This is a genomic window from Aerococcus sp. NPDC058936, from assembly GCF_042741995.1.
Classification (GTDB): domain Bacteria; phylum Bacillota; class Bacilli; order Lactobacillales; family Aerococcaceae; genus Aerococcus.
The window spans coordinates 159,584-172,867 of record NZ_JBHYKZ010000001.1; the positions used below are offsets into that span (position 1 = coordinate 159,584).

General features: G+C 41.0%; 10 protein-coding genes. All 10 read left to right on the forward strand.

Translation table 11 applies throughout. The annotated features are described in order from the left end of the window. Window positions 1–674, forward strand: a 674-nt coding sequence (locus tag ACFW0C_RS00740) for a LysM peptidoglycan-binding domain-containing protein (RefSeq protein ID WP_378104483.1), incomplete at its 5' end; no start/stop codon positions are given. Between the two features lie 422 nt (window positions 675–1,096). Further along, window positions 1,097–1,966 (forward strand): 3-deoxy-7-phosphoheptulonate synthase, encoded by an 870-nt coding sequence (aroF, locus tag ACFW0C_RS00745; RefSeq protein ID WP_378104486.1) that lies wholly within the window; start codon window positions 1,097–1,099, stop codon window positions 1,964–1,966. Between the two features lie 55 nt (window positions 1,967–2,021). Next, window positions 2,022–3,161, forward strand: coding sequence for a 3-dehydroquinate synthase (gene aroB, locus ACFW0C_RS00750; RefSeq protein ID WP_378104487.1), 1,140 nt, complete (start codon window positions 2,022–2,024; stop codon window positions 3,159–3,161). A gap of 3 nt (window positions 3,162–3,164) precedes the next feature. Further along, the gene (locus ACFW0C_RS00755; protein WP_378104488.1) at window positions 3,165–4,067 is read left to right on the forward strand and encodes a shikimate dehydrogenase family protein; all 903 of its coding nucleotides are present in this window, start codon (window positions 3,165–3,167) and stop codon (window positions 4,065–4,067) included. 328 nt (window positions 4,068–4,395) lie between these two features. Next, the gene (gene leuS / locus ACFW0C_RS00760; RefSeq protein WP_378104491.1) at window positions 4,396–6,810 is read left to right on the forward strand and encodes a leucine--tRNA ligase; all 2,415 of its coding nucleotides are present in this window, start codon (window positions 4,396–4,398) and stop codon (window positions 6,808–6,810) included. Between the two features lie 63 nt (window positions 6,811–6,873). Next, on the forward strand, window positions 6,874–7,737 hold the full coding sequence (locus ACFW0C_RS00765; RefSeq protein ID WP_378104492.1) for a pyridoxamine kinase: 864 nt from the start codon (window positions 6,874–6,876) through the stop codon (window positions 7,735–7,737). Window positions 7,738–8,116: 379 nt separating this feature from the next. Continuing rightward, complete coding sequence (locus ACFW0C_RS00770) at window positions 8,117–9,937, forward strand: oligosaccharide flippase family protein (RefSeq protein ID WP_378104495.1); 1,821 nt, start codon at window positions 8,117–8,119, stop codon at window positions 9,935–9,937. Next, the gene (locus ACFW0C_RS00775; RefSeq protein WP_378104497.1) at window positions 9,927–10,718 is read left to right on the forward strand and encodes a pseudouridine synthase; all 792 of its coding nucleotides are present in this window, start codon (window positions 9,927–9,929) and stop codon (window positions 10,716–10,718) included. The genes ACFW0C_RS00770 and ACFW0C_RS00775 overlap by 11 nt, the downstream gene beginning before the upstream one ends. Before the next feature lie 351 nt (window positions 10,719–11,069). Next, window positions 11,070–12,473: a dipeptidase PepV gene (gene pepV, locus ACFW0C_RS00780; protein ID WP_378104498.1), complete on the forward strand. Its 1,404-nt coding sequence runs from the start codon at window positions 11,070–11,072 to the stop codon at window positions 12,471–12,473. Window positions 12,474–12,477: 4 nt separating this feature from the next. Further along, window positions 12,478–13,272 carry a TrmH family RNA methyltransferase gene (locus tag ACFW0C_RS00785; RefSeq protein WP_378104500.1) on the forward strand — a complete coding sequence of 265 codons (795 nt, stop codon included), beginning with the start codon at window positions 12,478–12,480 and terminating at the stop codon, window positions 13,270–13,272. The last annotated feature ends 12 nt before the right edge of the window (window positions 13,273–13,284 follow it).

A 13,284-nucleotide genomic window follows, 5' to 3' on the forward strand; every position in this document is an offset into this window, starting at 1 on the left:
CAAGTTCGTCTTCTTCATCAAGCGCAAGTGCAAATACTGGTTCATCTTCAGCATCTACATCAACTGGTAAGTCATACACAGTTAAATCTGGCGATGGCTTATACACAGTTGCGCGTGCTTTAGGTATTTCTGTTTCAGAAGCTCGTGCCTTAAACGGTGGTTCTGACTTAATTCACCCAGGTAAAGTATTTACTGCAGCTTCATCTAGTCAAGCGTCTTCTAGTTCAGCTTCATCAACTTCAAGTGCTTCAACTAGTCAATCATCTGCAAGTACATCAACAAGCGTAGCATCAGCTTCAGGCAACTCTTACACTGTTAAGTCTGGTGACGGTATTTACACTGTTGCACGTGTCTTAGGTATTTCATTAGCTGAAGCCCGTGCCTTAAATGGCGGATCTGACTTAATTCATCCAGGTAAAGTATTTACAACTGGTGGATCTAGCCAAGCTTCTTCAAATGCGTCAACAAGTTCATCTAGTCAAGCCAGCACAAGTTCATCTACATCAACTGCATCCTCTTCAGCAACTTCAAGTGCGAAGACACATACAGTTAAATCTGGTGAAACTTTATACCGTATCGCTAAAAACAACGGGTTAAGCTTAGATGAGTTAATGACATTGAACGGCTTATCAAACTACAACTTGTATATTGGCCAAGTCTTAAAACTAAACTAATTTGATCAAATTATGACACCTCAGCTTGTTTAGCTCCCCCTTTGCAAGCTAGGTGTTTTTTTTGGATAAAATTAGAATCAAATTAGAAATTTGTTGACAAGGTTAAAAAAGACTGCTAAAGTTGCATTATTAAATAGCGAGAGGAGGACTACAGCCATGAAATCATTACTAAGTACAACATTCTATAACTTTTTCAACTTTTACTTTTACTTTTACGGTTTTGGTAAAGGTGATTTTGTTGTACTTGAAAAAGGATATGGCTTTAGTTCTTAAGCAACTAGCATAGGTGCTAGTTACACAAGAAAGTCCTTTACAACAAAAATCACTCAAGGGTGGTTTTGTTGTAAAGGACTTTTTTCTTGCTTAAATACCAACCTTGGAAAATGGATATGGATACTGCGTTTAAAAAAGGAGAAAATAAAATGAATACACAAGTAATGACCGCAGAAGCGGAAGAAACGGTTTTAGCGAATATTAAAGAGCCATACAAACGAGCGAGCTTATCATACAAGTCGACACCGTCCGTTGTACAAGTCGGCAATATCCAAATTGGTGATGGTCATTTTGCCATGATCGGTGGTCCTTGTTCAATCGAAGGTTTAGACAAATTAGACGAAGTGGCTGCAGCGGTAAAAGATTCAGGTGCCAATATGTTACGCGGTGGGGCGTTCAAACCACGTACTTCTCCATACTCATTCCAAGGTTTAGGGCAAGAAGGTTTAGATATGTTAGAGGCTGTTGGTAAGAAATACGACTTACCTGTGGTGACAGAGGTGATGGCTGTTGATCAAGTACATTTATTCGATGGAATCGATATGTACCAAGTGGGTGCACGAAATATGCAGAACTTCGACTTATTGAAAGCGATTGGTCAAACGACGAAACCAGTTTTGTTAAAACGCGGTATGGCTGCTTCAATCGAGGACTTGTTAATGGCAGCTGAATACATTTTAGCCCACGGTAATCCTAATGTAATTTTATGTGAACGCGGTATTCGTACTTACGAAACAAGCACGCGTAACACTTTGGATTTATCAGCGATTCCCGTTTTACGATCAAAAACGCACTTACCCATCGTGGTTGATCCAAGCCATGCAGTAGGTAAACGTGAGTGGGTTGAATCAATGGCAATGGCTGCGGTGGCTGCTGGCGCTGACGGTTTGATTATTGAAATTCATCAAAATCCAGATGAGGCTTGGTCAGACGGCCGACAATCGTTATACTTAGATGAGTACAAGGCGTTAACTGAGAAAGTGCAAGCATTACATACATTCTTAGCGGATTTAAATTAATCTACAAACGCCAGTTAAACCACTTATCGATAAGCGTATTTTAAAGAATTGAGGAATGAAATTGGAAAAAGTAAATGTAGCAGTTGCCAATCCCTACGATGTGATCATTGACAACGATTTGATTAAAAATGCCGGACACCATCTGGAAGATTTAGTCCAACAACGTAAGGTCATGATTGTTACTGACGAGAACGTTGCTTCATATGGCTACCTAGGGACTTTACAAGAGGCGATTAGCCCAATTACGACTGATGTCGACACCATTACCTTACCGGCCGGAGAAGCCCAGAAATCATCTGCAAACTATATCCGCCTGCAAGAAGAGTTGGCCACTTTGAATTATTCACGTTCAGACGTCCTAATTGCCTTGGGTGGTGGGGTAATTGGTGACTTAGTTGGCTTTACAGCGGCGACTTACTTGCGTGGTATTCCTTACATTCAAATTCCGACGACCTTACTTTCAGCTATTGATTCTTCAGTAGGCGGCAAAACGGCCATTGACTTACCCCAGGGTAAAAACCTAGTTGGCGCCTTTAATCAGCCAGCACGCGTCCTTTGTGATTTAACTACCTTCCATACTTTATCGCAAACTATTTTCGAAGATGGGTGTGCAGAACTAATTAAATACGGCATGATTTTAGACAGTGATCTACTGAACAACTTAATGACCCGCAACCAACCTTTAAATGCTTTGAGCGAAGACTTGGCAGCTGTTGTTAAACGTTGTGTTGAGATTAAACGAAGCGTTGTGTTAGAAGACGAACTAGATTTAGGCTTGCGTCAACTATTGAACTTTGGCCATACCATTGGCCATGCGATTGAGCAAGTATCGCATTACAAAGTTTCCCACGGTCGAGGCGTTGCAACGGGGATGATTTTGACCCAGTTAATGGCTGAAAAAGAAGGGCTGACAGTATTAAGTTTGGCTGACCGTTTTAACAATTTACTCAACCAATACCATCTATTAGACCAAGTGCATGTGGCAAAAGAGTATACCTTTGAGGATATTCTTGGTGCCATGACCAATGACAAGAAACGTCGGGGTGGGGAAATTACAGAAATCTTCCCAGAATCATTCGGTAAATGTGAACTTAAAACCATTACGTTTGACCAATATGCCGGCTGGTTAGCATCCATTTTCGCTGATCTAAAAAACGATCAATTACCTATCACAATCGTAGAAGCGGAGGCTTAATGCGTGGATTCAATTACAGATATTAATGGGTCAACGAAGTTTGCAGCGGTGATTGGGCAACCCTTGAGCCACTCGCTTTCACCCATCATTTACAATACGTCTTTTAAAGCTCAAGACCTGAATATGGTTTACATCGCTTTTGAAACGGGCGAAGATGACACAATTGAACGAATCGAGCATTTGAAAGCCCTAGACGTTCAAGGGATAAACATTACCATGCCAGGGAAATTCAAGGCCATGCAGACGGTTGACCGCCTAGATGTTGCTAGTCAGTATGTCAACGCTGTCAACATGATTACCCGAGACGACAAGGGGCAATGGGTAGGCTACAATACGGATGGTGCCGGCTTATGGCTTGCCGTGAAAAATAGAGGCGTTGACCTCATTGGCAAGCGGTTAGTCGTTTACGGTTCTGGCGCAACGTCTAGAATTATTATTGCCCAGGCCGTAATTGAAGGCATCAGAGATATTTCTGTGGTGGCACGCAATATCCAAGAAAAAGACTTGCTGATTAAGGTGTGCGATGCTTTAAGAGCAGATTACCCACAAATTGATTTAAAAATGATTGACCTTTCAAACCAAGTTCAGGTGGGTCAAGCAGTCAAACAGGCTGAAATCGTGATTCAATCAACGAGCCTTGGGATGGCAGCAAGCCAGGGCCAATCCATTTTGGCGGATGAAAACTGGTTACAAGAGGGGACCGTGGTCATGGATGTGATTTACGACCCTATGGAAACCCGGTTTATGCAACAAGCAAAAGCAAGAAATTGTGTGGTCATTGGTGGTTTAGATATGTTAGTTTACCAAGCTAAATTAAACTACCAATTATTTGCCCATAAAGAAATGCCAGTGCAAGTAGTCTTTGATACTATTAAAGGTCAGTTAGCTGCTAGAAAAGCCAAATAAGACTTTAAAAACTGGATTGAGCCGGTTTGCTTTTACTGGGTTAAAGTGCTAGAATAAAGGCAATATTTGAACTTTTTCAGAGGTAGTAACAAGTTGTGTTCGATGAAGCGAGTATACGGTTGGTGGAAGTATATTTGAACCACTTGTGAATTAGGCTGGATTATAAGTTGGTGACGATGAGAAGCATCCGTTACCACGTCGCGCCAACGTTATCGGTATGAAGAGTACAAATCATAGGTGGTACCACGAAATTATTTCGTCCTATATACGTTTTTTTGACGTATGTAGGGCTTTTTTATTTTCACAATTAAAGGAGAGACAGAAAACAATGGCTTTTAATCATAAAGTAATTGAGAAGAAATGGCAGAAATATTGGGACGAGAATAAAGAGTTTAAAACTTTAGAGGATTATTCAAAACCTAAATATTACGCACTAGACATGTTCCCTTACCCATCAGGGGCTGGACTACATGTAGGACATCCAGAAGGGTATACAGCAACAGATATCATGTCGCGTTACAAACGTGCACAAGGGTATAACGTCTTACACCCAATGGGATGGGATGCTTTTGGTTTGCCTGCTGAGCAATACGCCTTAGATACAGGGAATGACCCGGTTGATTTCACTGCGAAAAATATTGCCACATTCAAACGTCAAATCAAATCACTAGGATTTTCTTATGATTGGGACCGTGAAATCAATACAACAGATCCGAAATTCTATAAATGGACACAATGGATTTTCACTAAATTATATGAAAAAGGTTTAGCCTATGAAGACGAAATTTTGGTTAACTGGTGTGAAGCTTTAGGTACAGTATTAGCCAATGAAGAAGTTATCGACGGTAAGTCAGAACGTGGTGGCTACCCAGTGGTTCGTAAACCAATGAAACAATGGGTATTACGGATTACTGCTTACGCTGACCGTTTATTAGAAGGTTTGGAAAATGTTGACTGGCCAAATTCAGTTGTTGAAATGCAACGTCACTGGATTGGTAAATCTGAAGGTGCCCAAATAACTTTCGATATCAAAGATCATGACTTAACTTTTGATGCCTTTACGACGCGCCCAGACACTATTTACGGCTTAACTTTCGCTGTTTTAGCGCCTGAACATGACTTGGTGCGTCAAATTGTGACTGAAGCGCAACGTGAAGAAGTGGAAGCATATTTACTTGCAGCTTCAATGAAATCAGACTTAGACCGTACAGATTTAGCCAAGGAAAAAACTGGGGTATTCACCGGTGCTTACGGTATCCACCCATTAACTGGTGAACCATTTGAAATCTGGGTTGCTGACTATGTTTTAGCTTCATACGGTACTGGTGCTGTGATGGCGGTTCCTGCCCATGATAGCCGTGACTACGAATTTGCTAAACAATTCAACCTACCCATTCGGCCGGTAATTGAAGGTGGCGATGTTGCTGTTGAAGCATACACTGGAGACGGTGCCCACATTAATTCAGGTGAATTAAACGGGTTAGAAACTGCAGAAGCTATTGAAAAAGCGATTGAAATGCTAACAGCTTCAGGTCGCGGTGAACGTCAAACAACATTCCGTTTACGTGACTGGGTCTTCTCTCGTCAACGTTACTGGGGTGAACCAATTCCAATTATCCATTGGGAAGATGGCACAACAACTGCAGTTCCAGAAGATGAGCTACCCGTTCGTTTGCCAAAATCTGATAACATTAAACCATCTGGTACAGGTGAATCTCCATTAGCCAATATTGAAGAGTGGTTATATGTCACTGATCCAGAAACAGGTATGAAAGGCCGTCGTGAAACAAACACAATGCCTCAATGGGCAGGTTCATCATGGTACTTCCTACGTTATATCGACCCTAAAAATTCAAATGAATTTGCTTCCAAAGAAGCTTTAGACTACTGGTACAATGTGGACTTGTATATTGGTGGGGCTGAGCATGCGGTATTGCATTTACTATATGCACGTTTCTGGAACATGTTCTTATATGATTTAGGCGTGGTACCAAATGAAGAACCATTCCAAAAACTATATAACCAAGGGATGATTCTTGGTGAAGGTAATGAGAAAATGTCTAAATCTAAAGGGAACGTTGTAAACCCTGACGATGTAGTCAACCAATACGGGGCGGATACCTTGCGTCTATATGAAATGTTCATGGGTCCTCTAGATGCGTCAATCGCCTGGTCTGAGAATGGCCTTGAAGGTTCTCGTCGTTTCCTAGAACGTGTATGGCGTTTACTAGTTGATGAAAATGGCAAGATGCGTGACCGTATTACGACAATGAACACTGGTGAATTAGACAAAGTTTACCACCAAACAGTTCAAAAAGTTACGGAGGACTTTGATAACCTACACTTTAATACAGCCATTTCTCAAATGATGGTATTTGTAAATGAAGCCAATAAGGCTGAAACCCTATACTATGAATACGTGAAAGGCTTTATTCAATTGATTGCTCCAATCGCGCCACATCTAGCTGAAGAAATGTGGGTAATTGTTGGAAACGAACCTGGTATTTCATACGTAGACTGGCCAACATTTGATCCAGCAATGATCGTAGACGATGAAATCGAAATCGTTGTTCAAGTGAATGGTAAAATTAAAGCGAAATTGCAAGTGCCAAATGATAGTGCTAAAGAAGCGTTGTTAGAAATTGCCCACGCAAACGAAAAAGTGCAAGAAGCAATTGCAGGTAAAACAATCCGTAAAGAAATCGTTGTACCAAACAAACTAGTCAATATTGTGGCAAATTAGTGGACAGCATAGCTGTCTTGTGTATAATATGGTTAGTTTAAATTAAGGGGAGATGGCTTTTACATGAAAAATATTTTAATTATCCACGATACATCTAGCTTCGGTAAATGTTCTACAACAGTGGCATTACCAATTCTATCAAGTATGCAACTGCAAGGAACTATTTTACCAACAGCCTTGTTATCAACACATACAGGGCCTGGATTTGAAGGATTCACATTTCTAGATTTAACTGATGAAATGGAAAAAATCGTGGATCATTGGCACTCATTTGGCTTAAAATTTGATGCAGCATATGTAGGTTACTTAGGTAGCGTTCGCCAAATCAAGTTTTTAGAGAATGAATTGCCAAAATTATTAAAAGATGATGCAAAATTCTATCTTGATCCTGTTATGGCTGACAATGGTAGCTTCTACTACGGTTTTGACGAAGAATATGCCAAAGAAATGTTGAATTTATGTGCGATGGCTGATGTGATTATGCCTAACCAAACAGAAGCGAGCTTCTTGTATGGTGTGGATTACACTGAAGGTATCTGGCCACAAGAAAAAATTGACGAATTCTTAACATTAGTTCGTAAACAAACGAATGCTTCAGTGGTGTTAACTGGTGCAGGATATGACGGCGAAAGCCAAACTGGGGCTTACTACTTAGACGTAGAGACTGGTGAACAAGGTTTAGCGACTGGACCATTTATCGGTGGTAAATTCCACGGTACTGGTGATATCTTCGGTTCAATCTTTGTTGGTGCATTAGCAAATGGTGCTTCTGTTAAAGGGGCTAGCCAATTAGCGGTGGACTACATTCCAAAAATTATCGAAAAATCATTAGATGATCCAGATGTTATGATGAATGGTTTACAATTTGAACTATTCTTAGGCGACTTGTCTAACTTCGTAACAAAATTAAAAGCTAACCAACAATAATATTCAGACAAATCATAATCTGGCAGTTGTGTAGACTACATAACTGTCAGTTTTTATTTGGCAAATTTCACGTTATTTGGCTAAGGCTTTACTAATCATTGCCTTAAAAATTGAAGATAGTCGAGGTGGCGAGTAATACTGCATGCGACTATCTTTGGTAAATTTAAACACCAGGTTTTCTGATATAATAGGATTGTTATATACGTGCCAAAAGGCCAAAATTTACATCCTTTGTTTTAAACCTTAAGGTCTTTTTAATCTGATGATGATTGAAATGACGGTAGGTATTATATAAAATGAAAGCTAAGTATTTTTCAAAGATAAATAAATATAAAAAATTGAAATAAATCAAAAATATTGTATAAGGAGCAAAATAAATATGGGTATAGACGATCCGAATTTAAATCGGACTGATGGAGTAGAAGAAGTGATTCAACCTGAAGAAGTGGATCCTCTTGATCTGCCACCTAGAAAACCAAGTACCAGCGCACAAGAAAAAATGAATGCTGGGGCATCTTGGATGACCATTGCCTCAATGGTGTCACGGATCTTAGGGGTCCTTTACATCATGCCTTGGTACAAATGGATGGGTGAACCACACATCGCCAATGAAGCCAATTCCTTGTTCAATATTGGGTATAGTTACTATGCGATTTTCTTGTCCATTACAATCGCCGGGGTACCAGATTCAATCGCTAAGCAAATGGCTTATTATAATGCACGAGGCTACTATAAAACAGCCAACCGCTTGTTCAAGGCGGGTCTAGCCTTGATGACGGTTACTGGTTTAGTAGGTGGTGTCCTACTTTGGACATTCGCACCTATTTTGGCCCAATCAACGCCAGCTCGTGATTTCGATTCAGTAGTCTTGGTTATCCGTTCCTTAGTGCCAGCTTTAGTTGTTCTACCAACGATTTCAGTAGTCCGCGGTTACTTCCAAGGGCACCAAGATATGAAACCATCCGCGATTTCACAAATTACTGAACAAATTTTACGTGTCCTATACATGTTAGGAGCAGTTTACATCATCCGTGTGATTAATAACGGTGAGATGGTCAGAGCTGTAACCCACTCTACATTTGCGGCCTTCGTTGGGGCACTCGCAGCCTTAGCCACATTGGTATTCTTCTTTATGCGCTACCGCAAAGGTTACAATAAGGAAGAAGAATTGTACGCAGTCAAGGAAGAAACCTACGTCTCTTCTAAAAATTTATTGCTTGAAATTGTCATGATTGCCATTCCTTTCATCGTTTCTGGTTCAGCAATTGAGTTGTCTCGTTTAGTCGACACTAACACCTACATGCCGATAATGACACGCGTTTCTCAACTTTCACATGATCAATTAATCAATGAATACGCCATTTTCGGTGCCAACGCCAATAAACTCGTGACCATCATTGTTTCTCTAGCTGTTGCCATCGGTTCGACATCCATCGCTGTTATTTCAGCTACCCATTCAGAGGAGAAAAGAGATATCGAGGCCAAGTTGGCAAACAAAGCACAGCCAAAACGTATTGACCGACATGCCACGCATGATTTCCCAGAAACAAAAGGGTTAATCGGCCACAACTTGAAATTATTCTCACTAGTCATGTTCCCATCTGCAATCGGGATGGCGGTTTTAGCTGAGCCCTTGTACGCGATCATCTTTACCCACGATCCACTAGGTACCTCACTATTACAATTATCAGCGGCAGTAGCTGTGACCATGGGGCTGTTTTCAGTTCTTGTAGCTATGTTACAAGCCATGTCCTTCTTTAAAGATGCTATTATGGGCATGTTACTTGGGATAACACTTAAATTGGTCCTGCAAGTACCTTTCCTAGCGATTTTTAGTACATCTGGTGCCTTATTAGCTACAGGGGCAGCCTTTATCGGAATTGCCATATTCTACTTGTGGCGCCTAAAAGTACGTATCAACTTATCAGTAGTTGAAGTTTTAGTCCAAATTAAAGGCATTGCCTTGTTATCTGGCGCTATGGGGATTGCCACTTGGCTAGTCAACCAATTCTTACGACGTACTATCTTATCACCTGAAATCTCAATTGTGCACCAAGTAGCGCAAGTTGTGATTGTAGCTGGTGTTGGGGTAGCAGTTTATGTCATTGGTGGCTTACGCTTTAAACTATTAGATACACTACTTGGCGACAAGGCCAAAATGCTTCGTGCGAAATTAGGGATGGGCCGCTATGACAAATAAAAAAGCAGGGAAGAACACCCAACGTTTAGATAAATTTGTCTCTAGCATGACCCCTTATAGCCGAAGTGACGTGAAGACCTTAATCAAAAAATCCGCTATTTACATCAATGGATTAGTGGCCAAGAAGCCTAATCAACCAGTCAATGTAACAGAGGACAAGGTGGAAGTGGATGGTCAAGTAATCGTCTATGAACCTTACGTTTATATCATAATGCACAAGCCAGACGGCGTTATATCCGCAACCGAAGACAACCGTTGGGAGACAGTGATTGACCTTTTACCGGAAGACTTGGTCTTAACCTACCAACCATTCCCAGTTGGACGCCTAGACAAGGACACAACAGGCCTGCTACTGATCACCAACGATGGCCAATTCAACCATGCCTTAATGGCCCCTAAGAAACACGTGGAAAAGGAATACGCTGTGCTTGTTGACGGGTTATTATCAGACACGCATATTGGCCAATTTGAAAAAGGCTTGGACATTGGCCAAGGCGAAAAAACAAAGCCAGCACAACTCTTCATCGACCAAGTAGACGAAGAAGCGGGCCAAACCTTTGCCCGTGTGGTCATTGCAGAAGGTAAGTACCACCAAGTTAAGCGCATGTTCCATGCAGTTGATTGTGAAGTCGTGCAATTACATAGACAACGCATTGGGCAATTGACACTACCGGATGCCTTAACTGAAGGTGAATTCGTTCAAGTAGACTATCAAGATCTCTACGACGCCATCTTCGAAGGTACAGCATTAACATCACAGAATAATCACTCAAGAAGCTAGGTCATGCACCTAGCTTTTTTGATGGGCGGTAAGGTAGTATTTGCAGATAAATGACTTCAAAAGGGCTTCAACTTAACCAGCAAAAATTGCGGTAACTTATTTAGTAAAAACAAGCGAACTTCATTTCATGAAGTTAAGAATGTTCAAAGATTTTGATTTAAAATAGCAACATTTAGCGCATATTAAGAGGGAAATTGTTCAGAGCTGAGGTTGAAACATATCTAGCAAGCCTTCGCGGTGAAAAGAGAATGGTCTAGCGCGCACCCTTACATTTTGTTAGTTGTATTATGTGAGATATCGTCAAATCTGTGGTAAAATATAAACAAGTATAAATTTCTAGGAGGATTCTAAATGACAATTAATTGGCAAGAAGAAATCAACAATCGTAAAGATGACTTAATCAATGACTTATTTACATTATTAAGCGTAAACAGTGTTCGTGACGACAGTAAAGCAAGTGCAGATGCACCTGTTGGACCTGGCCCTAAAGAGGCGTTAGAAACTTTCTTGAAGATTGCTGAACGCGATGGCTTCACAACTAAAAACGTTGATAACCTTGCAGGTCATGCTGAATTCGGTACAGGCGATGAAACGCTTGGCGTTTTAGCCCATGTAGATGTTGTGCCAGTTGACGATAAATGGGATACTGATCCATTCAAACCTGAAATTATCAACGACCGGATCTATGCCCGTGGTGCTTCAGACGACAAAGGTCCTTTAATGGCTGCCTACTACGGCTTGAAAGTCATCAAAGAATTAGGCCTACCAGTTGAGAAACGTGTTCGTTTCATCGTTGGTACAGACGAAGAAAGCGAATGGCAAGGTGTCACACGCTACTTTGAAGTTGAAGATGAACCAGATTTTGGATTCTCACCAGACGCCGATTTCCCAATTATTAACGGAGAAAAAGGAATGTACTCAGCTAAGCTCGTTTTCGACCGGCGTTCCGAAAAATTACTTTCATTTGAAAGTGGTCTTCGTGAAAATATGGTGCCAGGCGAAGCGCATGCTGTCGTTTCTGGTTTAACATCTGATGTCAACCAAATCGTTGCAGACTTCCAAGCAGCAAACCCAGATATTACCATCATTGTAAGCCCAGAAGCGGATGCAACTGCCTTTACAGTTGAAGGTAAAGGGGTACATGCCATGAACCCGAGTGTTGGTTTCAATGCGGCAACTTACTTAGCAAAATTATTATTACAATTAGACGAAGAACTAGCCCAAGACGACTTATTGAAATTCCTAGGTGACTTATTACACTTAGACTTTAACGGGGAAAAATTAGGCATTGCCCATGAAGATGAAATCATGGGTAAAGTGACTGTAAACCCAGGTTTGGTTGGCGAAGAAGACGGTAAATTATACACAGTCTTAAACATTCGTGTACCACGTGGAAAAGATTACAGTGAAATTGACGCAACATTTGCGGGTCACGGTGAAACTTACCACTACAGCTTTGTAGACGGTACGAAAACTAATAAAGTACCGCATTACGTACCAGCAGATGATCCTTTAGTGCAAACTTTATTAGCTGTTTATGAAAAACAAACAGGCGAAAAAGGGCAAGAACGATCAATCGGTGGAGGAACTTATGGCCGTTTATTAAAACGTGGTGTAGCCTTTGGTGCCTTATTCCCAGATTCAGTAGACACTATGCACCAAGCCAATGAATTCTTTGCGGTTCGTGACTTAATGAAATCAGCAGCTATTTACGCTGAAGCCATTTACGAATTGATTAAACCAGAAAACGCATAAGACTATGGTTGAACGCTTAATTTCATCTGTTCAAAATCAACAGATAAAAGAATTAAAGAAACTTTTTACCCGTAAAGGTCGCAAAAAAGCAGGACAGTATTTGCTAGAGGGGCCACATCTTGTAGAGATGGCTGTCAAGGCGGATGCAGCAATTCAAATGATTTACTATGTGCCTGAAAGTAGCCATCAAAATGTGATGCAAATACAAGCTTTAAAAGCTGATTTGCCGCTGACACAGGTAACGCCTGAAGTGGCCAAGGTACTAAGCCAAACAGATCACCACCAAGACATCTTTGCAGTAGCCAGCTTACCGCAAACTAAGTCATTGGACATTGACCAATTGTCAAAAGGATTACTGATTTTAGATCAAGTGCAAGATCCTGGAAACCTAGGTACCATAATCCGTACAGCGGATGCCTTTGGTTACCGTGATGTCTTACTAGGGGCTGGAACAGTGGACTTGTATAACGACAAGGTGCTTAGATCGATGCAAGGAAGTCATTTTGCCGTGAATACCTATGATGTCGATTTGATGGAAGTGATTCCTAAGCTGCAAGAATCAGGCTATTTTGTTACGACAACAGAATTAAACGACCAAGCACAAGCGAGCAACGCTTTTGACTTAAAAGCTAAAGGGAAATGGGCCTTGGTTATGGGGAATGAAGGGAATGGTGTAAGCAAGGTAACTAGTCAGTTAGCGGATATGGCTTTATATATCCCCATGTCTGGTTCAGCTGAATCCTTGAATGTAGCGGTTGCCGGTGCAATTGTGATGTATCAATTTCCTATCGATGACTAAATCATTTTCTTC